This window comes from Arsenicibacter rosenii (genome assembly GCF_001870735.1).
Taxonomy (GTDB): domain Bacteria; phylum Bacteroidota; class Bacteroidia; order Cytophagales; family Spirosomataceae; genus Arsenicibacter; species Arsenicibacter rosenii.
Window position 1 is genome coordinate 581,859 of the sequence record NZ_MORL01000002.1, and the last position, 26,920, is coordinate 608,778.

Genomic DNA, 26,920 nt, shown 5'->3' on the forward strand with positions numbered 1-26,920 from the left:
ATCACCCAATTAACCCCTTATACACCTCCCAATACGCCCTTGCGGCTTTCTCCCAGCTGAACCGTTTGGCCTGCCAGCGCAGCCGGTCGGCCTTCAGGGTGTCGTCGTAGTAGGCCATCATCCCCTGCCGGAAGGTTTCGACCATGTAATCCGGCTCGAAGTTTTCCCAGAATACCGCTTCGAAACCGCCGATTTCGGGCAGACTCGTACGGTTGGACAGAAACACCGGCTTGCCGAGGCTCATGGCCTCGATCACGGGCAGACCAAATCCTTCGGTCAGCGACGGAAACAGAAAGGCCTCGCAGTGTTCATAGAGCCACCATTTGGTGTCTTCGCTGATGGGGCCGGTCATGAGCAGCTGCCCGGCTACGCCGATTTTCTGCGCCTGTTCGCGGATGTGTTGCGCATAGTCGTGCGAATCGTCACCGGCAATGACCAGTTTGTAGTCCGGGAAGGCCTGTAACAGGGGCAGCAACACGTGGCAGTTCTTTTTGGGATGCACCACGCCCAGAAACAGGAAAAACGGCGTATTGCCCAACTGCTCCCCGAAAGGAGGGCTGAAGTCCGGTGCGGAAGTATTGGCCGGTCGCTGATTCAGACCGTTGTAAATGACTTTCAGCCGTTGGTCGGGCCGGAGCGTCAGGTGTTGCCGGACCACACCGGCCGTGTACTCCGAAATGGCGGTTACGACGGCGGCGCGGTTTATTTTCTGTTGCAGTTGGGCCAGTTTCCGCCTTTTTTTTGCGTCAGAGTAATCAGGACGATCCAGAAAATTCAGGTCGTGGACGGTCAGGACAATCTTTGCTTTTTTACCCGAAAGCGGGTTGGCCGGTGGCAGATGCGCGTCCTGATGCAACGCATGCCAGACGTCGTATGGTTTTGACACGATACGGTCGACCCAGCCGGTGGTGTGGTAGCTTACCTGATCGCCGAACAGCCCGGTTTGTCCTTTCGGCACGCCAAACGTGAGCCGGAAGCTGCCATCAGCCGGTTGTTGGCGAATCAGTTCGCTGCCCAGGTGCAGGCAGACCTGGCCAAGGCCGCTGTTGAGGTCGCGCAGCCGTTCTGTATCGATGAAGAGTGCAGGCATAAGATTATGGGGACTGGTAGAAATAACCAGTGCCACCGCACTGTGCAGTGGCACTGATCGCTCAGGATTTCCAAATTTTGTCAAAATCAGGAAATAGTATGAAATCCGGTTTGCGCCGACCTGTGCTTACAGACGGGCGGCCAGGTTACGCAGGTACATGTCGGCCAGGACCAGCGCGGCCATCGCCTCTACAATCGGAACGGCGCGCGGAACCACGCACGGATCATGACGGCCTTTGCCCGACACCACCGCCGGTTGCCCGTGCACGTCAACGCTCTCCTGATCCTGCATGATGGTCGCAACGGGTTTGAACGCCGTGCGGAAATAAATCGGTTCGCCGTTGGAAATCCCGCCCTGGATACCACCCGATAGGTTGGTACGGGTCCGGACTTTGCCTGTCTCGTCGGTATAGAACGCATCGTTATGATCTGAACCATACAGCTCAACACCGGCAAAACCGCTGCCGTATTCAAAACCTTTTACAGCGTTGATGCCCAGCATGGCCTTGCCTAACTCGGCATGCAGCTTGTCAAACACCGGTTCGCCCCAGCCCGCCGGAACGCCCGTAATGACGCAATCGACAACACCGCCGATGGAGTCGCCTTTCTTACGGGTCTCGTCGATGTATTGAAACATCTGTCCGGCCATCTCCGCGTCCGGACAGCGGACGGCGTTAGTTTCGGTCTGGCTCAGATCCAGCTCCTGGTAGGGTTTGCCGAGTTTCAGCTTGCCGACCTGGGAAACATAGGCCTGAATCTGAATGCCCTGATGCGCCAGCAGTAATTTGGCAACGGCCCCGGCTGCCACCCGGGCAGCCGTTTCGCGGGCCGATGACCGGCCGCCGCCCCGGTAGTCGCGTGAGCCATACTTGGCTGTGTAGGTATAATCGGCGTGCGACGGGCGGAACTGTTCGGCAATGTGGCCGTAATCCTTACTACGCTGGTCGGTGTTACGAATGACAAGGGCGATGGGCGTCCCCTGGGTTTTGCCTTCGAACACGCCCGAAAGCACCTCAAACTCGTCGGCTTCGCGGCGCTGGGTCGTAATCCGCGATTGTCCCGGTTTGCGCCGGTCAAGCTCTGCCTGAATAAAATCGGTATTGAAATCAACTCCGGCAGGGCATCCGTCAATGACTACCCCAATGGCCGGGCCGTGGGACTCACCGAAGGTTGAAATTTTGAATAGGGTTCCGTATGTACTACTCATCAGCGTCTAAAAAGCACAAATATCATTCCGATTATCATAACGATCAACACAACATTGGCAATTGCGCGAATTATCGCAGGGATGTTAATGAAGGGTTTACTGCTGTCGAGCTGACTTAGCCCGGTATAGATCGATGCCGCTTCGGCCGTGGCCGACGGGATCAGAACAGGTTCATCGGCCGCTGCGGTTTGTCCGGCGCTGCCACCGGCCTGTAGCGTAATAGCCGACCTCAGCGTATCGTATCGGGCGGTGCCGGGATCAAAATAAACCCAGAAAAAGACCTTCTTCAGCGCAAACGATCGGGCCTGCCGGGGCATCAGGAAGTAGTCGAACGACTTGTAGCCGTTGATCTGGTAACCCGTTCGGTTGACCGACTGATTGGTACCGGCCGGCAGAATTGTCGGGTTATCCGGGTCGTTGGCGGCGTCCTGCACATTGGGAGCCTGTAGCGAGGCAATGTTTCCTTCGCCTTCGATCCGGAAGGAGTAGCGCGTACTTTTCCCGACCGCCACCTTCGACCGTTCGATACTTTCGGCAAGCCTGAACTTCCCGACCGCAATCTGGCCGCTCATCGGATGGGGCGGTAAGGCTTTGACGGCAATGGTCATCGGGCGGCTGATGAACGAAAACAGCTCGGCATTCGCTGCCGCCGGTTTACCGGCCGCTGCCGCTGGTTTGATCCGGCGCATCTGCAGGGTAACCGACGGTAATTTGATCGGTTGGGCCGAAAGCGGAAAAAACGTAGCCTGATAGAGCCGGTGCTCGGAAAACCGACGCCCGTTTATGACAATCGGCACCGTCTGGATCTCTTTCAGGTTGGCGTTCTCTTCCCACGTATTAGGTGGATGCAGTTGTTTGGTAATTGTCTGAATCTGCTGATCGAGCTGCCAGTATGCGAGCTCAAACGGGTAGTTATCGGCTACAAAAAGTGATAAACGGATCGTGAGCCCTTCGCCTACGTAGACCGACCCTTTCGACGGACGCACGGCCAGAAATGCCGTTCCCGATTCGGTCGGTAGCAGGAGCATATCTTCCTCATCCGTTGAGTTCGCTGCGGGCCGCACAACCAAGGTTGCTCCCTCTGACCGGGCCACAAACCCATTAACGTTAATCGTGAACGGGGCCAGCCGGTAAGTCCCTGGCTGAGTCGCTATATACGACTGGGTAATGATCTGATTAGTAACGGTTTTGTCGCCGATTTCGGCGTTGGTGGTACTAACGGATGTCGCCCGTTTCGTGAACCCCTGAATGTCCGGAAATGCGATCGCCGGGCGGGTTTCACTGTTCCTTACCTGTACGGAAATCGTGAACGGCCGTTCGATAGGAAAAGTAGACTGACTTAATTCGATAGTTACAATATTATCAGCGCTTTGTGAAAAAGCGACAAAAGGGATACAAAAAAATAATACAAATTTTTTTATAAAAATTGCAATATTCATCTTTACTTTACGACAACAATCCGGGCTACAGCTCGTTGTATTTTTAGTGGATTCTCCTAATCCTTACCTTACTAGTTTGCAGGCTTATTTTAACCAAAAAGATTAAACATATGGCAACAATGCTGGAGTACATCAAAATGATCCTCGAGAAGGTCAGTTTCGATAAAGCTTTGTTTGAAAAAGAACTCCGAAAAGCCCTCAAATCCCTCGTGCCAGAAGAAATCAAAGTACTGAAAGCCTGGTGTTATGAACATTTTGGCTCTGTGTACCGCATGGTTTTAAACCGTTGCTTCTCGCGCGTCAGATTCAGTTAATACAAATTTACGGATTTTCCTTATGGAGCCCCCGGTTTTTTATCGGGGGCTTTTTATTGTGCTTAACCGGACCTCGTACCGGTCTGCGGCGGAAAAATGCCACCGGACAGGCCCCGAAAACCGCCCGGAAAGCTATTCTGATTTGTACGGCGTTAAGATAAACAGGATATTTGCGGCTAAATTTTCCCCGGAATGATAAACGACCACGTTTTCTCCCTCCAGCTTGTCACGACACTCTTGTTGCTGTTACCCTTCACTGGCTTTCCCGTGCTTTTAGGTGTCGGCAAACGATTGGCTGGTCCGTTGGCGGTCTGTCTGACGGGTGGCGGGTTGCTGCTGTCGGGCTGGCTGGCGATGCACATGCCCGAAGCACCGGTGGCCCTGAGTACAAGCTGGGCCGGGCTCACCGGCTGGAACCTGCCGTTCAGTCTACGAATCGATACCCTGACGGTTATGATGTTGCTGGTCGTCCACTTTGTGGCGCTGCTGGTACAGCTCTATTCTATTTCTTATCTGCACAACGAACCCGAACGCCATCCGCGTTATTTTGCTTACCTGCAACTGTTTGTGGGCGCCATGCTGGGCATTGTGCTGGCTGGTAACCTCATTGTCTTATACGCGTTCTGGGAACTGGTGGGGCTGGCATCGTACCTGCTGATCGGCTTCTGGACGTTTAAACCACAGGCATCGAAAGCCGCTACCAAGGCCTTTCTGATGAACCGCATCGGCGATGCCGGCTTTCTGATTGGCATTCTGATGACTTATCGCCTGCTGCACACAACTGAATTCAGCCTGCTGACGGGCGAGGCAGGCATCACACAGCTACCGGCATGGGTTGGGCTTTGTCTGTTTATGGGCTGTGTCGGGAAGTCGGCGCAGTTTCCGCTGCTGACCTGGCTGCCCGATGCGATGGAAGGCCCGACGCCGGTGTCGGCCCTGCTTCATGCTGCGACGATGGTAGCCGCCGGTATTTTCCTGCTGGCGCGTATTCATCCTCTGCTGCCGCCGGATGCCCTCATGGTGGTTGCCGTTGTCGGAACCATTACGGCGCTGTGGGGCGGGTATTCGGCTTTGTTTCAGAACGACATCAAAAAAGTACTGGCTTTCTCAACCGTATCCCAACTGGGTCTGATGGTGGCGGGTATGGGCACCGGTAATGTTTCCGGCGCCCTGTTTCACCTCCTGACCCACGCCTTTTTTAAGGCAGGGCTTTTCCTGAGTGCCGGGGCCGTCATTCACGCTGTACACACGCAGGACATGCGGGAAATGGGCGGGCTGCGGAAAGCCTTGCCATCGACATTTGCCGTTTATGCCATCTGCACGGCTGCTCTGGCCGGACTGCCGTTCTTTTCCGGCTTTCTGTCCAAAGAAGCCATTTTATCCGGTGCCTTTGCCTGGGCCGGTGAGCAGGGGAGTGGTATCGCCTGGCTGATTCCCGTAACCTTATTGCTGTCTTCCGGCCTGACTGCCTTATACATGGCCCGTCAGCTGCAACTGGTATTTGGCGGCGACGGTCGCTATACGGTGCCGCATGTGCATGGCCCTGATGCCCGTATGCGGATTCCATTGTTTCTGTTAGCGGCCTTGTCGCTGTTCATCGGGTTTTCCGTGAACCCGTTATCTGCCCATGGGAGCTGGTTCTTTGCGCTGTTCGGAGCCGAAGAAGCGGAAGGGCCGGTCTGGCTGGCACCGGCCTCACTGCTGCTGGCCCTGGCTGGTGGCTGGGTTGGTTATCGCTATGCCCCGGGCTGGATAACGCAGACCGCTCCGCCGTCGGTTTGGGTCAGGTTGTCGGTAGAATATGGGTTTCTGGACCGGTTCTACCACTGGCTGATCATTGCGCCGGTTGAGCACCTGGCTGCCCTGACGAAGCAGCATGACGAAGCGGTAGCCAAAGAACAGGCGGCACCGAAGTCATCCCACGTGATCCGTTCGGTGTATCATGCTGAAAGGGGGATTGTTGATGGCCTGGTACGGGGCCTGGGCGTGGGCACGGTAGTGCTGGCGCATATCGTACATGCATTCGACCGGCTGATTATTGACGGTATTGTCAATGGAGCGGTCTGGCTGGCCGCACAGACGGGACAAATGGTCCGTTCGGTGCAGAATGGGCGTATTCAGTCGTATGTGACAGCGGCTGTTGTAGGATTGTTAGCGTTGCTTTGGTGGTTACTATGATTCTTTCACTACTTATCTTTTTGCCGTTGATCGGGGCTCTGGTGGTGGCGTTACTGCCCGATAACCAGCATATCCCGTTTAAATGGCTGACATTGGGCGTGGCCATGGCCGAACTGCTTCTGAGCGTAGTCGCCTACACACAGTTTGACCAGCAACAGGCCGGTTATCAATTGCTGGAGCAAGCCGACTGGATCACGTTACCGCTTGGTAATCTGGGCGTTGTTTCGATCGATTACCTGTTGGGCGTCGATGGTATCAGCCTGCCGCTGGTAGTGCTCTCCTCGGTTATCCTCCTGATTGGTGTACTGTCATCATGGACCATCGAAAACCGGCAAAAAGCTTATTTTTCGCTTTATCTGCTCCTGAGCGGAACCATCATGGGGTGTTTTGTCGCCCTTGATTTTTTCCTGTTCTTTTTATTCTTCGAATTCATGTTGTTGCCGATGTATTTCCTGATCGGTTTGTGGGGAGGCCCGCGACGGGAATATGCATCGATTAAGTTCTTTTTATACACGTTGCTGGGCTCCGTGCTGATTTTGCTAGTGATGATCGGGTTGTACCTGTCGGTTATGGATCCGGTCAGTACGGCGGTGATGGCGGGGCTGGCAACCGATGCCGCTTCAGTTGATCAGGATCTGATCCGGCTGGTACAGGCGCAGCTGGCCGACATGCACATTAGCTCGTCGCAGATTGTGCATACGTTCGATTTGCGGTACATGGCCGATGGCGGCAACTACCTCCCGAACGCCTTTCTGAGCGGTGCGGGCGAAACTACCTTTTGGGGTATACCAGCACGTATGATTGCCTTTTGGGCGGTCTTTCTCGGTTTTGCCATTAAACTACCGATTGTGCCGCTGCATACCTGGCTGCCCGACGCCCACGTTGAAGCGCCGACACCGGTATCGGTGGTGCTGGCCGGGGTGCTGCTCAAAATCGGCGGTTATGGTTTTATCCGGATTGCCTGGGGCTTATTCCCTGACGGTGGTGCGCAATATGCACAGACACTGGCTGGCTTAGGCGTGCTGTCGATTGTTTACGGCGGCCTGAATGCCCTGGCGCAGAACGACCTGAAGAAAATGATTGCCTATTCGTCGGTGTCGCACATGGGGTTTGTGCTGCTGGGCGTGGCCTCCCTGACGTCAGAAGGTATCAACGGGGCCATCTACCAGATGGTGAGCCACGGCGTATTATCAGCAATGCTGTTCCTGATTGTGGGCGTGATTTACGACCGGACCCACGACCGCCGCATCGACAGTTACCGTGGGTTATTGCAGGTGATGCCGCACTATGCTGTCCTGACCGCCGTTGCCTTTTTCGGGTCGCTGGGGCTGCCGGGTTTTTCGGGCTTTGTCGGCGAGTTGTTTACATTAATGGGCGGCTTTCAGTCATTGTGGCTACCGGGCTGGCTGCCCTCCGTGGCCGTGTCAGGCATTGTGCTGGCGGCGGCCTATCTGCTCTGGAGCCTGCAACGCATGTTCTTTGGGCCGCTCTGGACGCGCGACGGCGTAGAAAGTACCTTGACCGACCTGAACGGCCGCGAGCGGCTGATGCTTATTCCACTGGGGCTGCTTGCCCTGCTGCTTGGTCTGCTCCCGAACGTGCTCTTCAACCTGTCAAATGCCACGGTCGCGCAGTGGCTGGAAAAGTTTAATGTGTAGGGTCCGTTTGCATACAGACGATATAAAAAAAGCGGCCTTGGCCGCTTTTTTGTTGGTTATTTCATCATCTTGCTGAGCTTACCCGAGGCCTGCATGCGGTTCATCTGCTTCATCATCTTACGCATGTCTTCAAACTGCTTCATCAGGTTGTTGACCTGCGTCAGGCTGGTGCCGCTACCGAGGGCAATCCGCTTTTTGCGGTTGGCGTCGATAAGTTCCGGCTTTTCGCGTTCTTTCGGCGTCATCGACTGGATGATGGCTTCAATCGGCTTGAATGAGTCGTTATCGATATCCAGGTCTTTCACCATTTTGCCCATGCCCGGGATCATCCCCAGCAGGTCCTTAACGTTCCCCATTTTCTTGATCTGCTGGAGCTGCGACAGAAAGTCGTTGAAGTCGAACTGGTTCTGACGCATTTTGGCGTTGATCCGCTTCGCTTCGTCTTCGTCGAAGGCCTGTTGTGCTTTCTCAACGAGTGAGATCACGTCACCCATGCCGAGAATCCGGCTGGCCATCCGGTCGGGGTAGAAGACGTCGAGCGCTTCCATTTTTTCACCCGTACTGATGAACTTGATCGGCTTGTTAACGACCGTCTTAATCGAGAGGGCCGCACCACCGCGTGAGTCACCGTCGAGTTTGGTCAGGACCACCCCGTCGAAGTTCAGGCGCTCGTTGAACGTTTTGGCCGTATTCACCGCATCCTGACCCGTCATAGAGTCAACAACGAACAGGGTTTCGGCCGGCTGGAGCGCGCGTTTTACGTCTTCAATTTCCTGCATCATCTGCTCATCGATGGCCAGACGACCGGCGGTATCGACGATAACAATGCGCTTATTGGTTTTCTTGGCGTGTTCGATGGCGTTCTGCGCAATCTCCACCGCGTTTTTGTTTTCCGGCTCTGCGTAGACCTCAACGCCTACCTGCTCACCCAGCACTTTCAGCTGGTCAATCGCCGCCGGACGGTAAATGTCGCAGGCAACCAGCAATACGTTCCGGCCCTGGCGTTTGAGGAGGTTGGCCAGCTTACCCGAAAACGTGGTTTTACCCGAACCCTGCAAACCGGCAATCAGGATAATGGCCGGTTCGCCTTTGGTGTTGATGCTCTGGGCCTGACCACCCATCAGGTCGGTCAGTTCTTCCTGAACAATTTTAACGAAAAGCTGACCGGGCTCAACGGCGATCAATACTTTCCGGTCGAGGGCTTTTTCCTTGATCCGGTCGGTAATTTCTTTCGCCACCTTGTAGTTAACGTCGGCGTCGGTCAGTGCCCGGCGGACCTCCTTTACGGTTGCCGCTACGTTAATGTCGGTAATCCGGCCTTGCCCTTTCAGGGTCTTGATGGCCTTATTGAGTTTATCCTGAAGATTTTCAAACATAATGTATGTGTCTGTTCAGACGTCAGTACGGTCGATCCCGGCTTGTTTTAGAATTGTATAAAAAGTCCCTTTCGGAATATCGCGGTTATCTGTTTTTAGTCCGGTATAACGATACCTTGTTCGGCATAGACTTCCAGGCACCCTTCTGCCGCTTCTTTAGCCATGGCAATGGCTTCTTCAATGGTTTCTCCCCATGTTACACAGCCTGGAATAGAAGGGACTATTGCCGTATATGTTCCTTCCGGTTCTTTGCGTAATAAAACGCGGTAAGTTCCTGATCTCATTGAATTTTACAGATGTAGCCGCAAAGATAGCGATTTTCGGCCGCAGGTAGTAAACCATGCGCTAAACCTGATAGTTGTCCGTTAAGAATGATGCCTCAACCCCGCTCAAACGCATGGAAAAAAGGTTTGAAGGCGTAACTTTGAGCCACGGCAGTTGATAATGTAACACTATGAAACACCTTACCTGGATACTCTTTCTGGTTTCGACGGTAACCTTTGCACAAACCGATTCTGTGATTGTCAGCGGTCGTATCCGGCACCTGACACCGGCTATGTACCGTCAGTCGCCGCAAGTTGCGATCAGCCGTAATAACGTTCTGCAGGCTGGCCGGGAGCTGATCCGGCCGGCTCAGCTGGCCGCGGATGGCAGCTTCCGGGTATCGGTACCGCTGATTTTCCCGTATGAGGAGATGTATTTCAACTTCAACAACATCACGACGGGATTCCTTGCTTCAGCCGGTACGATTACGATTGAACTGGATGCCGATTCACTTTTTTCGTCGACCGTACCGTTCCGGTTTAAAGGAGCAAATGCGGCCGTAAACCAGCAATACGCCCGGTACAAAGCGTTTGAAGCGGGCTATAAAAGTAAAATGGACAGTAAAACCTTGTCGCGCCAGGCCAGCGGCATGAAAGACAAGGAGTTGTATAGCCTGCTCATGACGGTCAACTGGGAAGCACTGGCCAATTTTATGAAGCAGGAGCGCCCGCTACCGTTGCTCAACACATGGCTGATGAACGTTGCCCGGTACAATACGGCAGCATTCATGTATGAAAAAGCCACTGCCGAGTTCGGCAATATATCGGTGACCTTAGACGATTCGCTGCGGCCGCCCAACGATAAAATCCTGACCGCCGCCCGCGCCAACGCAACCAACCGGTATGCCGATATGATCGAAAGCAAAATCCGGAATTCCATGACTAACTCGCAGACCGGTGGTCTGGGTGTGGATCAGCTGGCGGCGATTCTGCGGGTATATACTCCGGACATAACCGTAACGGAACTGACACGGCTGAATGAGATCGAAACCAAAAAAACGGCCCGCACGGCCGATATCCGGTTTTTCGAGCAGCTGATGCGCCGGAATCCGGATACACTGTCGCGGATTATCAATTATGAAGCATGGGTAAACCGGGCTGATAAATTCATGGTCAGTAAAGATTCTGTGATGTTGCAGTACATGGCGGCCTACTGGTTTGCCAATACGCTGCCTGAATTTACAATGGCAACGGCCGATTTGTTACATCAGTACTCAGCCCCTAAAATCCGGTATCCGCTGTGGCAGGCCTCGCTGGAAGAATTGTATTACATTCAGGTAAAAGACCGTGACAGGATCGAAAAAGCCATTGCCCGGATTAAGGATAAACGTGTACTCACCAATACGGAAATGGAAACCGGTATACTGGTAACGGCTGATAACCTGGCCGCTGCCGGTGTAATTCTGGGGGAGGTCATCAACGCCAACCGTGGGAAAGTCATCTATCTGCTGGCCTGGGATCCCAATGAAGAACTGGGCCGGCAAATGGCCATTGAGGCTCAGCGGTTGAAAAATATGTACAATCCGCGCGACTTTGCCTTAATCTATGTGTCTGTTGCCGCCGAGGCAATGAAGCGGTTTGTTCCCGAGTTTATAGCCCGTTACCAGCTTCTGGGGGACCACCTGCTGATGACGGATACACAGTATTCCTCGGCCCTGATCGAGTTGCAGTCAATCAGCACGACAACGGCGGCTGTGATTGGCCCGACCGGCAAATTTGTCAAACGCAACGCGCCGCTACCGGATAAACCGGCGGAGATTGACGCGCTGCTGAAAAAGGCAGTGAGTAAAAAGTAAAGTCCTGTAGACTCGTAATGGGATTGCGGATTACCGGCCGGTTGCCCGCAATCCCATTATTTGTTGTTGGTCAGATCAAGAATCGGTTGCGGGACCTCCGGTTCGCCTTTGAAAAAGCTCCCGCGTTTCCCTTGCGTCAGTGCCCACCGGTGAATCCAGGAAATGCCGCCATTGTTCACAAACGTATCCGGTGATCGGTAGGCAGGGTCTTTCAGCGCCTCATCCAGTGAAATAAAGCGATAGCCTTCCTGTTTCAGTTTCGATAAAATAGTCCCCAGACAAGCGGCATTCACTGCGTTCGCATGCGTCAACAGGATATGGGCAATGGGGCGTTTAAAGAGCGAATCTGCCTGTGCTTCATAATAGTGTACGCAGGCAAGCATGTAGGCAACGTAGGTTTTACCGATTGATGAAGCCAGGGCCGTATCCTTGCGTGTCAGGGCTGTTTCGTAAGCCGCTGAAAAAAGATAATCAGCGTTATCGACACTAACCGGTGCTTCCAGATACTGATGGTCGTGCAGATAAGCGACCAGCGAATCCCGTTTGCCGGCGGTATTCCCCCGTTGCAAAAACGGGTGCCGGAAATAACGGAGCCGCTGCCCGTACGGCTTCAGCAAAGGCCTGAGCACCCGGTCGGCACCGGCCACATCCTGTTGATATTCGGCCGCCGGAATGTGGTTATAGCCTTTGTGGGCAAAGGTATGATTGCCGAGTTCCATACCGGCGTTGAGCCACTGGCGCAGTAAGCCGGTCTGCTGTGTATCGGGCTGATTATGACGGAGCAATGGCCGGCCGATGACAAAGCCAATCGCCGGTACGTGGTGGCTGGTCAGGTGCTTCAACAGGCTTTTGGTTAAGGAATCCTTCGCCGCCGCGCTCAGGGTCCGCTGCGAGGTGACGGGCAGGTCATCGACGGTAATGCAGATTTGTTTCGGAGATTGGGTAAATCCGTTGACAGCGATTGCAAGCAGCAGCATAAGCCGGATAGTAGTACGCATTTGTTGTTGTCTGTGAGTTAGTATAAGAAGCATCCGGTTGGCCGGATATAATGTATCCGGCACATTCACTGGCGTCGGGCCGTCGGTGATACTGAGTAAATTACCCCGATCTGCCCCTTTTGCTGGCATTAATAACGACTCAACTAATTCGCATGATAAAGTATACAGCCCTAACGCTCCTGCTGACAATCAGTGCTTTGAGAACACAGGCACAGTCTGGTGACTCGCCTGAAAACATAGTAATTACCTCCGGAAAGTCGAAAACAAACGTTTTTACCAACGAAAGCGGGCGTTTACAGGTGAACGTATCGCCAAAAGATGCCGCTGCATTTAAAGCCGCCGGATTGGTCCGCTACAGTAGCTTCGGGGCAAAAGGCGATGGTAAAACCGATGACATGGAGGCGATTGCGGCAACCCATGCCTTTGCCAATCAGCAGGGGCTGCGGGTAAAAGCCGACGAAGGAGCAACGTACTACATCAGCGGCAAAGAACGTACGGCTTTTATCCGGACAGATACCGATTTCGGGACCGCCGCCTTCATCATTGACGATACCGACGTACAAAACCGGAATGCGGCTGTGTTTACGGTCAGTTCTGACCTGAAGCCGTTTAAGGTTACGACCGTCACGACGCTGAAACGGAACCAGCCCAAAATTGACGTGTCGCTGCCGGGAACCTGCCTCATTACGGTGACGAACGCAAACGTAAAGCAATACATCCGGTTCGGGCTCAACCAGAACAACGGCTCGTCGCAGACCGATATTTTTGTGGCCGATCAAAACGGCAACGTCGATATGCAATCGCCGGTTATCTGGGATTTTGACCAGATAACGGAAATGACGGCACTGCCTATTGATCAGACACCGCTGAAAATCACCGGCGGGCGGTTTACCACCATCGCCAACAAAGCCGAATCAAAGTATACGTACTACAACCGGAACATTGCCATCCGGCGGTCGAATGTGCTTGTGGAGGGAATACGCCACGAGATCAAAGGGGAAGAAGACCACGGCGCACCCTACGGCGGGTTCCTTAATATCGGCGATTGTGCGTATGTGACCATCAAAGACGCGGTGCTGACCGGACACCGGACGTATAGCACCATCGGTGCGGCAGGCAAGCCGGTGTCGATGGGGACCTATGACCTGTCGGCCAACCGGGCCCTTAACGTGTCCTTTGTCAACTGCAGCCAGACCAACGACATCAACGACGCGACCTACTGGGGCATTCTGGGATCTAACTTCTGCAAAAATATGCTCTATGACCACTGCGTTCTTTCGCGGTTCGACGCCCATCAGGGAGTTGCCAACGCCACGATCCGCAACTCGACACTCGGGCATATGGGCATCAATGCCATTGGCAGCGGCCGGTTACTGATCGAAAAGTCAACGATCCGCGGCCGGAGCATTGTCAACCTGCGTTCTGATTATGGCAGTACCTGGCAGGGAGAACTGATTATCCGCGACTGTGTGTTTATACCGGCCAACGGAAAAGCCATCAGCGCCGATCTGATCAGCGGATCGTATTCGGGGCAGCACGATTTCGGTTATACCTGCTACATGCCGGAGCGGATTACTATCGAAAACCTGCGTATTGACGATACCAACCATCCGGCCACGTATGAGGGACCGGCTATTTTTGCCAATATCAATCCGCAGCTGAAAGACGATTCCTACAAGGAAAAATACCCTTACATCACGCCGAAGGAGGTGATTGTCCGGAATGTAACGACGACCAGCGGAAAATCGCTGCGTCTCAGCGATAATGCGTATATGTTCCGGAATGTGAAGGTAACGGCCGGGCACTGAGTTTTGCTCTCCGGCAGGCTCAGCATATATTTTGACGCCTGCCCATTAGTAAAAAAGCATGCAGATTATGTTAATATAAAATCATCTTAATGTACAAGAAAATACTAGAACCATAAATATCAAGTAAACGAAATAAGGATAAGGCAGTATATTTGTTAGTGACAGTGTTTTGTTTTACCCTATGTATAATGCAGAAAGCAGTTTCATTGACAGCCTCAATAAACTGATTGACGAACGGATTGATGACCCTTCCTTTTCCATAGAATCCATCTGCCAGAACCTTGGCATCAGCCGTTCGCAACTGTATCGTATTCTGAAAGAAGAGACAAATCTGTCCACAACACGTTACCTCAGAAAACGCAGGCTTCTGAAAGTCAAAGCACTGCTGCTTGATACAGATCTCCGGATTTCAGAAATCTGCGATCTGACCGGATTTACCAGTCCCCAGAATCTGAGTACCTATTTTACGGAAGAATTCGGTATCCCGCCTACTGAATTCCGGAAAATACACCAGTCAGATGATACTTTGCCGGAAATACCGGTTGCGGCCGGCATGGCTCCGGTAGCTGTTATACCGGCCCTGGAACCGATGCCCGACATACCGGTAACCAATCCCGTAATGCCGGCGAAGCTGCGTCAACGGCGCCTGTTCATCGGCGGCGGGGTTGGTTTTGTGTTCCTGACCCTGCTCTTATTGTGGATAGGGCTGTTCTTCCGGCCATCGGATCCGGTATCGTTGCCGGGCCCGGCGCTCAATACGGTTGCCGTATTACCGTTTGTGAACCTGGGTACCGACGCGACAAACCCGGCCTGCGAAGGCATTATGGATGAGTTATACGCATCGGTTACCCTCATGAAACACCTGAAGGTGATTGCCCGCTCCTCATCGGACCAGTATCGGGAGACGAAAAAAAGCATGTGGCAGATTGGCGATGAGCTTCAGGTGGCTCATTTGCTGAAAGGCAGTGTGCTGAAAACAGGCGATAAACTACAGGTAAAACTAGAGATCATCGGTACCCGGGACGATATCCGGGAGTGGGAACACGTTTACCAGGGCGATTACCATAGCTTTTTTGCACTGACCGACCAGATGGTTCGTGATGTGAAAGCACAACTTAACGGGCTCACTGGAAGCGCTGTGCGGGATTCTGCTGCTGTGGCGACAGGGAGAGGAGGACGGAACCAGGCACGTACCCGGAATCTGGCGGCGTACAATCTCTTTTTGCAGGGCCGGCAGCTGCTCATCGGACGCAGTAAAGATAACCTGCTCCGGAGCCTGGGCTATTTCGACCGGGCTGCTGCGCTTGATTCAACCTTTGCCGACGCATATGCCTACAAAGCCACGGCTTACATGCTGCTTTGGGTCCTGAACTATGCCGGAGCTGAAACGACCTATGAACCAGCCGAACGGGCAGCGTTAACGGCGATCCGGCTCGACGCCGCCAACAGTACCGCTTACGGGGCATTGGGATCGCTATATCATAACAGTTATCAATGGAAGGCGGCCGACAATGCGTTCCGGATCGGCTTGCAGCATTCGCCCAATGATGCTCAGCTTACCTACTGGTATAGCCTGTTGCTGCGGTCGGTCGGCCGCCTGCCCGAAGCCGTGCGCCTTAGTCAGCGGGCCATTGAGCTCGACCCGCTGTATCCGGTTATGCTGACGGGGCATGTGCTGAATTGTGTGTATGTAGGCGACCGGGAAAAAGCCCGGGCTGCCCTGCGCAGCGGGAAAGACATCTTCGGCAATGCGTTTATCTATTACCTCGGTGAAGGGTACTACTACCTGGACGGCGCCGAGTATATGAAGGCAATCGGTAGCTTCAACACACTGCTCCGGCTGAATCCGGCCTACAGAAACTACGAGTCAGCGGTATACTATTGTAAGGCCCGGTTGGGCAAGCAGGCAGAAGCCCTCGCCTGGCTCCGGCAGCTGCCCCGTGGGCTGCCCCGTGCCGATTATGACCGGGCGGTGGTCTTTGCGGGTCTGAACCAGCAGGATAGCTGCCTGTACTACCTCAAAAAAGCGGCCGATGCCGGTTTTTATCACCGCGATATGAAGGTGATTGGCTTGTTTAAACCCTACCGGGCTCATCCGGCCTTTAAAGCCATACTGCGCCAGTATCAATTATACTAGTTTGGTGTTTTTTGTTTACAAATGCACCAATACACGAAGTTTTTTTTGCAAATGAGCCCCAGCCAAACATTTTTGAACGAATAGCTCACCGCTTAGCGGCGATCTGACCAGAACTTGCAGGCAGAAATCTAACCCTTTTCTACCATGCTGTTCCGTGTGCTCCTGCTGATCTGTTGGCTGAGTGCCTGTCGTCCCGAGTCAGAGGCAGACCGCCAGCAGGCGCAGGCGGCTAATCTGATGCTTACCCGAACGCTGCATAGCCGCCTGAACCAGCACGCCTGGACGGGCCTCGACTCGCTTTTTGCCCCCACCGTACGCTACCGGGGCAGACTCCTCGGCGAAACAGAGCTGGAGGTCCCCCGTGCTGAATGCCTGACCCAATTCCGGCGGATGCTACAAACCGCAAGGTCCGACACGCTGGTGCTGCGGCAGATTTATCCGGCCGGCAAGTACCATGTCATTGTAGAAGGCGTTACGACCAGTCCGGCCGATACGGCCCGTTCGGTTTGCCTGATCTATACCATCGAACACCAACGCATCAGCCGTGTATGTGCCTACTAGACGGCCTGTCTGCCCGTAACCGGAGCTTTGTCTAATTCAATTAACTATTTCTGCCGAATACTAACAAGCCGCATGAATACATCAATACGAATCCTGGCCACAGGCCTGTTGTGCTGCCTGCTGTCCACAAATTGGGCCTTTGGCCAGATTACCCGCTACGTCTCTACGACGGGCATCACCCCGGCTACTTCGGCCACCACCAGCTGGGCCACCAGTACCACCGATTTACAGGGGGCCATCAACGCCAGCCAGCCCGGCGATCAGGTCTGGGTAGCGGCAGGGGTGTATAAGCCCACCTCCATCACAAATAATCAGGGTGCCAGTTTTGCGATGAAAAACGGGGTAGCTATTTACGGTGGTTTTAAAGGGAACGAAACCTTGCTTAGCCAGCGGCCGCCGATCAACCCGATAGCGAACAACCCGTCGAGCAGTACGCTCAGCGGCGACATCGATAATGACGGCACGCTGGCTAATAACAGCTACCACGTCATCTTTAACCCGGCCAGTCTAAGCCTGACCAACACGGCCGTGCTCGATGGCTTTGTGATCACCGGCGGCAATGCGAGCGGGACTTCCCCCAACAACTTCGGTGGCGGAGTATATAACACCGGCTTTGGATCGGGGCAGGTATGCAGCCCCGGTTTCCGCAACTGCTCGTTGGTGGGCAATTCGGCATCAAGCCAGGGCGGGGGGATGTTCAATGATGGGCGCTCCAATGGCCGGTCGAATCCGGTATTGACCAACTGCAGGCTACAAGATAATATAGCCACCGGACAGTTCGGTCAGGGCGGGGCGATGTATAACAATGGGACTGATGGTTTATCGAGTCCGGTGCTGACCAACTGTTTATTGCAAGCCAATTCGGCTGGCCAGGGCGGGGCAATGTACAACTATGCGTATAATGGGCAATCAAATCCGGTGCTGACTAACTGCAGGCTACAAGATAATACAGCTACCGGACAGTATGGCCTAGGAGGGGCGATGTACAACTATGGGTATAATGGTGGTGTATCGAGTCCGGTGCTGACCAACTGTACGTTGCAAGGCAATACCGCTTCCAGCGCGGGCGGGGCGATGTTCAACAATGGGAGCTCCAATGGGCAATCAAATCCGGTGCTGACCAACTGTGTACTATGGAACAATGGCGGCAGCAACAGCTTCTTCAACAATACTGCCGTCGGTGCGTCGGCTACCTACTCGCTGTTTGATAACACGGTGACGGACTACGGTGGCAGCAACAACCTTACTACCACAACCTCACCCTTTGTGTCGGCCACCAGTGCGGCGTTGTTGCCCTGCTCACCAGCCATCAATGCAGGTGCCCCCAATACCACGACAGCCACGGTGGGTACGACCGATCTGGCGGGTAATCCCCGTTTCATCGGTAGCCGGATCGATATGGGCGCGGTAGAGTACCAAAGCACAACACTGCCCACCCGATTGTACGTAGCAGCCAGCCAGACGGCCAACGCGGGCGACGGGCTGAGCTGGGCCACGGCTTTCTCTGACCTGCAAAGCGCGCTGACCTATCCGTGCAACCAGAGCCTGACGGAGATCTGGGTGGCACAGGGCATCTATAAACCAACCAGCACCACCGCCCGCGACATCAGTTTCAGTATGTTGCCCAATGTGGCCATCTACGGCGGCTTTTTAGGTACCGAAACCAACCTTGGTCAGCGGCCGGCGCCCATCACCGGTAACCCGTCGGGCAGTACGCTGAGTGGCGATATTGGTACGGTAGGCAATGCCGGCGACAATAGCTATCACGTCATCTACAACCCGGCTAGCCTGAGCCTGACCAATAGTGCCGTGCTGGATGGCTTTGTCATCACCGGCGGCAACGCCAACGGGGCTGGTTCGCCTAACAATGAGGGTGGCGGTATCCGCAATAATGGCAATGGGGTGTTCCGCAACTGCTTATTGCAAGGCAATTCGGCTTCCAGCGCCGGCGGGGCAATTTTTAACGTTGTATCCAGTCCCATTCTGACCAACTGTTTGCTGCAAGGCAATTCGGCTAACTTCGGCGGGGCTATGTTTAACTATGGAACCGACGGCGTAGCGAGTCCCGGGTTGACCAATTGCTTGCTACAAGGCAATTCGGCTAACTTCGGCGGGGCCATGTTCAACTATGGAACGAATGGCATAGCGAATCCCGGGTTGACCAATTGCTTGCTGCAAGGTAATTCGGCTCTCCTGCAAGGGGGAGCGATGTATAACCAGGGGGCAGGTGGCATAGCAAGTCCGGTGCTGACTAACTGCTCGCTGCAAAGCAATTCGGCTCAAACTGGCGGGGCGATGATCAGCAATGGTAATAATGGTATATCCAATCCGGTGCTCACCGGTTGTGTGCTGTGGAACAATGGAGGTAGTAATAGCCTCAGTAACGATTTAGCAACGACACGGTTACGTTATAGCCTTTTCGAGCCGGAATCGGTGACGGCCGGTGTAGACATCACCGGCCCCGGTAACCTCACTACGACCATTTCGCCTTTTGTGTCGGCAACATCGGTGGCGTTGGCAGCGTGCTCACCGGCCATCAATGCCGGTAACCCCGCCAGTGCTACGGCCGCCAGCGGACCTTACTCCGCTACGGTGTTGCCCGCCACGGATCTGACCGGCAATGCCCGCATTACCGGCACCCGTATTGACATAGGAGCTGTCGAGTATCAAAACCCGAACGGAGTACCGCTTCAGATTGTGCAGCAACCCGTTGCCGGTTCAGTTATCTGCGCCGGAACTACGGTCGTGGTGAGTGTCAGCGTAGCCGGCAGTTCACCTGCTTACCAGTGGTACCGGTCGGGCATTGCCCTGACCGGCATCGCCTCGGCCTCCACCGCCAGTCTGACGCTGACCAATGTTCAGTCTTCGGATGCGGGCAGCTATCCGGTCGTTATTTCGGGCGATTGTCCGTCGGTGACCTCCACCGCCTTCAGCCTCTCCGTCAATGCGCTGCCGTCAGTGACGGTAACCGCTGCCCCGTCAGCCACTCTCTCCTGCACCAACCCAAGCCTGACGCTGACCGCCCAAACCTCGGCTACGGCGTTTGTCTGGAGCAGCGGGGGCTGCACGGGGCAGACGTTGCCGGTCAGCCAGACGGGTGTCTACTCCGTTACGGTGACTGACGGCAACCGCTGTACGGCCGTCAGTAATAGTCCGACCATTGAAAGGGACGATACCAGCCCGATAGTCAGTATATCGGCTCTCAGCACCACGCTGACCTGTACGCAGCCGCAACTGACGCTGACTGCCACTTCATCGGCGACGGCGCTTCGGTGGTCGACCGGCCAGACGACCGCGACGGTCAGCGTGAGCCAGACGGGTACCTATTCGGTTACGGCAACCGGCGCCAACGGCTGCTCGGCGGTGAGCAACAACCTGACCATCGGTCAGGATTTCAGCCTGCCGCCGTTTACCGTCTCCTCAGCGACCGTCTGCCCCGGCCAGTCGGTGAACCTCACCGCCAGTGGATGCGGCGGTCAGGTTCGCTGGTCAACCGGCGCTTCAGCGGCTATGATCACCCTGACGGCGGGCAGCAGCACCAGCACCTTAACGGCTACCTGCATCGTGGGCAGTTGTTCGGCTACGGCCAGCGGACAGGTCGTAGTGGGCGGCATTCAGCCGCCACCGGCGCAGCTTCTGAGTTTCACCGCCGACGAATCAGCCTGTCCGGTGCGGCTGGTGGGCCGGGGTGTGGCCAGCTCGTTTACCATGAGTGGTCCTGGTGGCTATGTTTTCAGCACGGTTTACCGCGAGGGCAGTATACATGACGCCATCGGGCTGAATGTGAAGCAGGCAGGCAGCTACACCCTGACGGCGGTTTACACCAACAGTTGCGGTAGTAGTGCGCCGGTCAGCCGGACGGTTACTGTGGGGCGGAGCTGTCCGTAAATGAGCTTAAACCAGAAGCCGGTGTGTCTGAGGATACACCGGCTTTTTAGTGGCTACCGGCTATGAAATGGTCTGGCAGAAGGTGTTTCAGGCATTATCGGACTGAACATGGTGTCGGCTTTATACCTGACCCGGAACGTTACTCGGCTAACTGCACCTCACTGATTTGAACAACCGGCTTCGTATTGGTATAATTGGCTACATCAGCTCTAAGCTGCGCCGAATGGGTTTTCATTGAATTCTGGCAGGCCGACAACGTTTCGAAGTAAAAGTAGCCAATCGCTAAGTAAGGAAGCGGAGTATCCGGGGTGCCGCTGGCAAGTCCTTTATCAATCGCCATGGCTTTCAGGGACTCACCGAACAGACGCGCCGCCATGGGCATATGCTTTGTTGTGTAGTAGTCCATATCAAACGTTTTTCCGTCCCCGCCCGGATAGAAGATAGCCACTTTAATCATCCCTTTTTTGATTTTCGGGGTATCTGACGATTGAGGTTGCCGGAAACTGAATAATAGGCAAAAGGCGATAAGAAGGATACTGATGTTGGTTTTCATAGTCAGAAGGTATAGCCAGGGATTGGGGAAACGCACACTTTACTCATTTCAAAGTTCGGTGTTTAGTGGTATTAACGCGTAATACTTATTTAGCAAACTATTGAACAAAACCGGATCCCCCCAAAACAGTAATACCGATGGTACATATTACCTCTATGTCAAAGGGCTGGACGTTATTATTCCGGTCATGACCGGGAAATAGGGGCAGGAATGAGAAATAATTATAGGTCCTGAAAAGTAGTACGCTCTTCAATGTAATGCGGGCGTCAGACCGCCTGGCGCCTGGCCGGCAATCTGACGCCCGCAACAATGACAGTGACAAAAACTAAAGCGTGCCGGCAAAGGCCAGCGCCTTGACAAGGTCGCTTTCAGTTTTGAAGTCCAGCTTATTTGTTTTGGCATATTCGTCGACTTTAGGACCGGCGGCGTCACCGAGGGCGGAGATAATCGACTTTTTATTAAGCTTTACCTTTTCAGACGTTCCGTCGGGCCGGATCAGGTAATAGGCATTTTCGGCGTAAATCTCGTCGTACCGTACGTTGGAACTGTAAGCTCCTTTGAAATCCGCCTTTTGCATGTTTTTCTGAATCAGTTCGGCCAGTGAATATTTGCCTTCATAGACAACGCGGACCAGCTTTGTTTTCAGAGCATCGCCCGCATTGGCTAACCGCTGAAACGTTTGGGGGGCATCGTCCTGTTTGGCTACAAACCGTTTGACGAATGCTTCGCCCAGCTTCACCGAATCGTTGCGGGGCGTTTTCAGGTACAGCATATGGCCCAGAGCATCGTATTTAATCTGAATATTGGTGATCTTATTGCCGTTATTCAGCTCAACTTCGCCCGGCAGCCACTGGTCAACCCAGAACGGGCTGCCTTTCACGCCTTCATACCGGTTGTCGAAACTCCGGACCACCCCGTTGCCGTTTCCCGTCGCACCGGCCAGAGCGTTGAGGTTAACCTGAGCGTCATAACCGACCGGCGATCTGCTCTGGGACGTCTGTGAAGCAGGCGGAGTGGTTGTCTGGGCGCAGGCTGCTGACCATAGTCCGCCCATGCCTATGCTTGTGAGAAAAAAGCTACGTAAACGCATTGACATTGATGAGGTTGATTGCTGTTAAAGCTATTGAATCTATTTTAGTCTGGCAAATAAAGAACGCTGATTCATGGCCGGTCCGCATAAGGATGCGTAATTTTACCGGAAACTATACCGCCTGGCAACTGCCCATGACGACACAGAGCTTACCACCGGAAGTGTGCGCCTTTCTGAAAAACTACTTCGATAAAATCTACATCATTACCCTTAACCGGGCGCATGACCGGCATGCCATGTTTAAAAAGCTGCTGTCGGGGCTGGACTACCAAATTTTCCGGGCAGTGGATAAACAGGACCTGAACCGCGCAGATTTAATCCGGCGGGGTGTTTATGACGACCAAACGGCCCGCCACCCCCGCTATCGTCATGTCGAAGGATTGAGCGAAGGACAAATTGCCTGTTCACTGTCGCACCGGCAGCTGCACGAAAAAATTGTTCGCGAAGGGTATGAGCGGGTGCTGATCTTTGAAGATGACGTGGTCCCTGTTTTTGAGCAGCTCCATCAGCTGGCCGATACGCTCCGGCAGCTGCCCCAAAACTGGGAGCTGCTTTATCTGGGCTACACCAAAAACGAAGAGCTGAACCTGAAACAGCAGGTAAAGCAACAGTTTTATAAGCTCACAAGCCCATTCGGGCTATTACGCTGGACACCCAAAGAGGCGGCCCGATACCTGCCCCGCCCGTATTCGGCGAATCTGCGGTTGGCTGGCCTGCACGACTGTACCCATGCCTACGCCGTGAGCCGGTCGGCTGCGGAAAAACTGGTGAAGGCACAGCATCCGGTCATTGCCATTATTGACGCTATGATCAGCGTACTCGTGCTCAACGGAGAACTGAACGCCTTCGTCACGCTTCCTAAATTTTTTGACCAGCAGGGACCGTCCTATATCGGTTAGCTCAACAAAGAGCCGGTATTGGTGGTTGTCAGGGCATGATACCCTCTACTGACCAACCGGTTGCTGCGAGACCGTTACGGCTTTGGGACGCCTTTGCGTTTCCGCTCTTCCGCGCTATCTGGCTGGCGGCCTTTGTATCGAACATCGGCACCTGGATGCAGAACATGGCCGGTGTCTGGCTGCTGACAACCCTGGCCTCGTCGCAGGTGCTGGTGGCACTGATGCAGACGGCTACCAGTCTGCCCGTTTTTCTGCTCAGTATCCCCGCCGGTGCCCTTGCCGACCTGATCGACCGCCGCCGCCTGCTGCTGATCACGCAGGGCTTCATGGCCGTAGTCGCCCTGTCGCTGGGGATCGGCACCTTGCTGCACATCATCCGGCCCGAAGCGATTCTGGGCTTTACGTTTCTGCTCGGCATCGGTGCCGTGCTCAACGGACCGGCCTGGCAATCGCTCACTCCCGAACTGGTGTCGCGGCAGGTGTTGCCGGTGGCGCTGACGCTGAACGGCGTGAGCATCAACCTGTCCCGTGCCATTGGTCCGGCGCTGGGCGGGCTGATTATTGCTTACTATTCGCCGGGCTACGTGTTTCTGCTCAACGGCCTGTCCTTCGGCGCCACCTTTCTGGTAATCTACCGCTGGCAACGTACGCCGGTAACCAGAACCTTACCGGTCGAAGATTTTGTGACGGCCTTGCGGGCGGGTATCCGTTATGTCTGGTTTACACCCCTGCTGCACGCCATTCTGATCCGTGCGTTTGCCTTTACGTTCGGCGCCAGCGCGTTGTGGGCCTTATTGTCGCTGGTAGTCGCCCGTCAGCTGCATATGGACTCGGGTGTCTATGGCCTGATGCTGACGTGGCTGGGGGCCGGAGCCGTAACGGGTGCGCTGGTGCTGACCCGCCTGACGCAACAAATCAGTGCCAACGTCCGGATTTTTATGGCCATTCTGGCATTTGTGGCGGTCAATGTCTGTATGGGGCTGGCGACATCGCTATGGGTGCTGTATCCGGTCCTGTTTCTGGCGGGGATGGCTTGGCTTATGGCCTTAACCAGTCTTAACGTATCGGTGCAGCTGAACCTGCCTAAATGGGTACAGGCGCGGGTACTGAGTATCTATCAGCTGGTTTTTCAGGGTGGTATGGCGCTGGGCAGCATTGTCTGGGGAACAGTTGCCGGACACTATGGGCTCCCGGTTACCTTTTTGCTGGCGGCGGGCTGGATGGCGGTATCTACGCTGCTGGCGATTCCGTTCCGGTTACCGGTAGGGGAGGTCAGGGACTTTAGTCCGGCGGAGCGGGGTACTCATCCGACGTTTACGGGCGTGATTCAGCCGGAGCAGGGGCCGGTAGTGGTTATGGTCGAATACCGTGTCCGGGTGCAGGACCAGCCCGCTTTCCTGAAAGCCATGGACGGGCTAAAGCGTCTGCGCCGCCGCGACGGGGCGCTGCGGGGCGGCGTCTTTACCGATGCTACTGATCCGGAGCGGCAGGTGGAGTTTTTTGTCGTAGCCTCATGGGCCGAACATCTCCGACAGCATCAGCGCCTGACCAACGACGATCTGCATATCCAGCAGGCGGTGCGGCAGTATCACATCGGCCCCGACCGCCCGAAGGTGCATCACTTTGTTGCCCCGTCTGAAGACGTTATGCCGGTGGCGATGAACGACACTACGAAGTGGGAGGGTGGGTGATAGCGTTTTTTGTCTGAAAACTTTCATGTATGTTTGTTGGGTATCAATACTCACCAGCTATATATGCGTTTTATAGTGTACCTCACCACGCTATGCCTGCTTTCGGGGATAAGCTTTTTTTCGTGTAAAGGTCCGGAAGGACCACAGGGGCCAGCCGGAACGCAAGGCCCTGCCGGTATACAAGGCCCGGCCGGACCCCAGGGCCCCGCCGGTTCCAGTAATATCCTACAAATAAACTATGCTGCCCGACAGCATACAGGCTCCCAGGATTTATTACTTACATTTCCCGCTTCTGCCTCCTTAACGACCGATGTCCTTGAAAAAAGTCTGCTGTACGTTTACGTGAAGCAGAGCGGAACAAACACTGGCGGACAAAGCCAGGCTTACTGGTTTGCTGTACCCGGCGAAACAGTAACCGGTAATGAATATAGCTACTATCTGTTTTCCGGTAATTCACAGGCAAATCCAGGCTTATTTTTGCGGCGGGTTGTGAACTTTAAGCCTGGCGCAGAATCATTTGATGCCATACGGGTATTGATTGTACCGGCCGGAACAACCATTTCCGGTGGCCGTCTTGCCGCCGGCACACCAGCCTATGAGGCCGTAAAAGAACTGTATCACCTGCCTGACTGATGCTTCGCTATTTTTCGTACATGCTGGTGATGGGTCTGGTTTTCGGACTGATGGGTTGTCCATTTGCCAGTGATCCGTTGCCGCTGATTCCGGCAACACCGGTAAAGACCGGCAAAACGTCGTATAAATCAAGGATAGCCGTTCATTCATTTAGTCCGGATACAGTGCGCGGCAACGGTGAGCTGACCATCCGTGGTGCAGGGTTCAGTCCGGTTGTGTCCGATAATCAGGTGTATCTTAATGGCAAGGCAGCGCAGGTATTGCGGGGCAGTGATACAACACTGGTAGTGCGTGTGCCTGAACAGACAGGCACCGGAACTGTTGAGGTACAGACTGGTAGTCAGCGTGTCGCAGCGGAGAAAAGGATGATTTACGGCTGGATTGTCAACCTTGAAAAGCTGTTATTCTCTGATGATATCCGGGCGGATATTGCTATTGATGAAAGCGGTAATATGTATGTATTATCCGGAAGGGATGTAATGAAATACAATGCCTCGGGAGGCTATGTAAAAACGATTGCATACAGGGAGTTGCTTACAGTAAGTGATCATAGCCTCAGGAAAATGCTGCTTGAGCCAGAAACTACGAAAGCGGAAAGAGGTGAAACCTTTCATCTCTTAGGGTCATATTTTCGTGAGCCAAATGACTGTTGCAGTGGTTTTAAAAGTTATATCGCTACATTATCTACAAATCCATACCAGTTTACCTTACTGGATAAGTGGCCAATCTATTGGTCTACATGGTTTGTTAAAGCTTCGGATACGTATTATCTGGCAGGAAGGTATGCTCTTACTCAGGATGGTAAACCTATATGTGGTCTTGCAAGATGGCAGAATCAGGGTATTGTCAATTTGTTAGATGCTGACAGGCCTATTCCGGCTATGCTGCTTAAACAGCAACTTTATGCCGGTATCCAGAACTCAGCGTCAAAGTTTACAGAAGTTGCTGCGATCGCTGATGATGGTAAAATAACACATTGGCTTGGCGGACAGGAGAGCAAAATGGTAGATGGCCCGGCTGGATCGGCGGCATTTATTGATATAAACTCATTAGCGGCAGATAACGCAGGCCGTGTCTTTGTGCTTGATGACGGAAAACTACGTATTATCACTCCGGAAGGCTATGTTCAGACGCTTGCGACAGCTTCTTTAAAAGGAGCTACCTTAAAGTTCGGATTAGACCGTAAGCTATATGCTTTTTATAGTCTTTCGTTTAGTGGCAGCGATCTTGCCGGTGGGATATATCGTCTCACCATCCAGTAATCCGGATACAATCAATCTGT

The 26,920-nt window shown here is 54.1% G+C and carries 20 protein-coding genes; 12 read left to right on the top strand and 8 right to left on the bottom strand.

Going from position 1 to position 26,920, the window contains the following annotated elements:
- Position 1 precedes the first annotated feature (1 nt).
- The 3 genes from BLX24_RS06350 to BLX24_RS06360 form a co-directional block, all read right to left on the bottom strand.
- Positions 2 to 1,090 (bottom strand): glycosyltransferase family 4 protein, encoded by a 1,089-nt coding sequence (locus BLX24_RS06350; RefSeq protein WP_071502229.1) that lies wholly within the window; start codon positions 1,088 to 1,090, stop codon positions 2 to 4.
- 126 nt (positions 1,091 to 1,216) lie between these two features.
- On the bottom strand, positions 1,217 to 2,296 hold the full coding sequence (gene aroC, locus BLX24_RS06355) for a chorismate synthase (protein ID WP_071502230.1): 1,080 nt from the start codon (positions 2,294 to 2,296) through the stop codon (positions 1,217 to 1,219).
- Complete coding sequence (locus BLX24_RS06360) at positions 2,296 to 3,735, bottom strand: BatD family protein (protein ID WP_071502231.1); 1,440 nt, start codon at positions 3,733 to 3,735, stop codon at positions 2,296 to 2,298. Before BLX24_RS06360 ends, aroC begins: the two co-directional genes overlap by 1 nt.
- 110 nt (positions 3,736 to 3,845) lie before the next feature.
- On the opposite strand from BLX24_RS06360, the gene BLX24_RS06365 reads away from it, so the two are divergent.
- From BLX24_RS06365 to BLX24_RS06375, 3 genes are all read left to right on the top strand, one after another.
- Positions 3,846 to 4,049: a hypothetical protein gene (locus BLX24_RS06365; protein ID WP_071502232.1), complete on the top strand. Its 204-nt coding sequence runs from the start codon at positions 3,846 to 3,848 to the stop codon at positions 4,047 to 4,049.
- Between the two features lie 192 nt (positions 4,050 to 4,241).
- A complete protein-coding gene (locus BLX24_RS06370) occupies positions 4,242 to 6,227 on the top strand; it encodes an NADH-quinone oxidoreductase subunit 5 family protein (protein WP_071502233.1) in 1,986 nt (661 codons plus the stop codon).
- Positions 6,224 to 7,885, top strand: coding sequence for a complex I subunit 4 family protein (locus BLX24_RS06375; RefSeq protein WP_071502234.1), 1,662 nt, complete (start codon positions 6,224 to 6,226; stop codon positions 7,883 to 7,885). Before BLX24_RS06370 ends, BLX24_RS06375 begins: the two co-directional genes overlap by 4 nt.
- A gap of 56 nt (positions 7,886 to 7,941) precedes the next feature.
- Here the strand turns inward: BLX24_RS06375 and ffh are convergent, their stop codons facing one another.
- Together ffh and BLX24_RS06385 are read right to left on the bottom strand one after the other, a co-directional pair.
- The gene (gene ffh, locus BLX24_RS06380) at positions 7,942 to 9,261 is read right to left on the bottom strand and encodes a signal recognition particle protein (RefSeq protein WP_071502235.1); all 1,320 of its coding nucleotides are present in this window, start codon (positions 9,259 to 9,261) and stop codon (positions 7,942 to 7,944) included.
- Positions 9,262 to 9,356: 95 nt separating this feature from the next.
- Entirely contained in the window at positions 9,357 to 9,545 is a 189-nt protein-coding gene (locus BLX24_RS06385; protein WP_071502236.1) for a type II toxin-antitoxin system HicB family antitoxin, read from the bottom strand.
- A 170-nt stretch (positions 9,546 to 9,715) separates the two neighbouring features.
- On the opposite strand from BLX24_RS06385, the gene BLX24_RS06390 reads away from it, so the two are divergent.
- The gene (locus BLX24_RS06390) at positions 9,716 to 11,380 is read left to right on the top strand and encodes a hypothetical protein (protein ID WP_071502237.1); all 1,665 of its coding nucleotides are present in this window, start codon (positions 9,716 to 9,718) and stop codon (positions 11,378 to 11,380) included.
- Between the two features lie 56 nt (positions 11,381 to 11,436).
- Here BLX24_RS06390 and BLX24_RS06395 read toward each other — a convergent pair whose 3' ends face one another.
- Positions 11,437 to 12,378: a polysaccharide deacetylase family protein gene (locus BLX24_RS06395; protein ID WP_071502238.1), complete on the bottom strand. Its 942-nt coding sequence runs from the start codon at positions 12,376 to 12,378 to the stop codon at positions 11,437 to 11,439.
- A gap of 152 nt (positions 12,379 to 12,530) precedes the next feature.
- On the opposite strand from BLX24_RS06395, the gene BLX24_RS06400 reads away from it, so the two are divergent.
- The 4 genes from BLX24_RS06400 (at position 12,531) to BLX24_RS06415 (ending at position 20,772) form a co-directional block, all read left to right on the top strand.
- Positions 12,531 to 14,186, top strand: coding sequence for a hypothetical protein (locus tag BLX24_RS06400; protein ID WP_071502239.1), 1,656 nt, complete (start codon positions 12,531 to 12,533; stop codon positions 14,184 to 14,186).
- Between the two features lie 181 nt (positions 14,187 to 14,367).
- On the top strand, positions 14,368 to 16,323 hold the full coding sequence (locus BLX24_RS06405; RefSeq protein WP_071502240.1) for a helix-turn-helix domain-containing protein: 1,956 nt from the start codon (positions 14,368 to 14,370) through the stop codon (positions 16,321 to 16,323).
- Positions 16,324 to 16,467: 144 nt separating this feature from the next.
- The gene (locus BLX24_RS06410) at positions 16,468 to 16,884 is read left to right on the top strand and encodes a hypothetical protein (RefSeq protein WP_071502241.1); all 417 of its coding nucleotides are present in this window, start codon (positions 16,468 to 16,470) and stop codon (positions 16,882 to 16,884) included.
- Between the two features lie 72 nt (positions 16,885 to 16,956).
- Positions 16,957 to 20,772 (top strand): choice-of-anchor Q domain-containing protein, encoded by a 3,816-nt coding sequence (locus BLX24_RS06415; RefSeq protein ID WP_071502242.1) that lies wholly within the window; start codon positions 16,957 to 16,959, stop codon positions 20,770 to 20,772.
- Between the two features lie 139 nt (positions 20,773 to 20,911).
- On the opposite strand, the gene BLX24_RS06420 is transcribed toward BLX24_RS06415, so the two are convergent.
- Together BLX24_RS06420 and BLX24_RS06425 are read right to left on the bottom strand one after the other, a co-directional pair.
- Positions 20,912 to 21,325: an EthD family reductase gene (locus BLX24_RS06420; RefSeq protein ID WP_071502243.1), complete on the bottom strand. Its 414-nt coding sequence runs from the start codon at positions 21,323 to 21,325 to the stop codon at positions 20,912 to 20,914.
- A gap of 325 nt (positions 21,326 to 21,650) precedes the next feature.
- Positions 21,651 to 22,415, bottom strand: coding sequence for a hypothetical protein (locus BLX24_RS06425; protein ID WP_071502244.1), 765 nt, complete (start codon positions 22,413 to 22,415; stop codon positions 21,651 to 21,653).
- Positions 22,416 to 22,507: 92 nt separating this feature from the next.
- On the opposite strand from BLX24_RS06425, the gene BLX24_RS06430 reads away from it, so the two are divergent.
- From BLX24_RS06430 to BLX24_RS06445, 4 genes are all read left to right on the top strand, one after another.
- Positions 22,508 to 23,314, top strand: coding sequence for a glycosyltransferase family 25 protein (locus BLX24_RS06430; RefSeq protein WP_177225788.1), 807 nt, complete (start codon positions 22,508 to 22,510; stop codon positions 23,312 to 23,314).
- A 35-nt stretch (positions 23,315 to 23,349) separates the two neighbouring features.
- Complete coding sequence (locus BLX24_RS06435; protein WP_071502245.1) at positions 23,350 to 25,005, top strand: MFS transporter; 1,656 nt, start codon at positions 23,350 to 23,352, stop codon at positions 25,003 to 25,005.
- 63 nt (positions 25,006 to 25,068) lie between these two features.
- A complete protein-coding gene (locus BLX24_RS33825; protein ID WP_071502246.1) occupies positions 25,069 to 25,638 on the top strand; it encodes a collagen-like protein in 570 nt (189 codons plus the stop codon).
- Entirely contained in the window at positions 25,638 to 26,900 is a 1,263-nt protein-coding gene (locus tag BLX24_RS06445; RefSeq protein ID WP_071502247.1) for an IPT/TIG domain-containing protein, read from the top strand. The genes BLX24_RS33825 and BLX24_RS06445 overlap by 1 nt, the downstream gene beginning before the upstream one ends.
- The last annotated feature ends 20 nt before the right edge of the window (positions 26,901 to 26,920 follow it).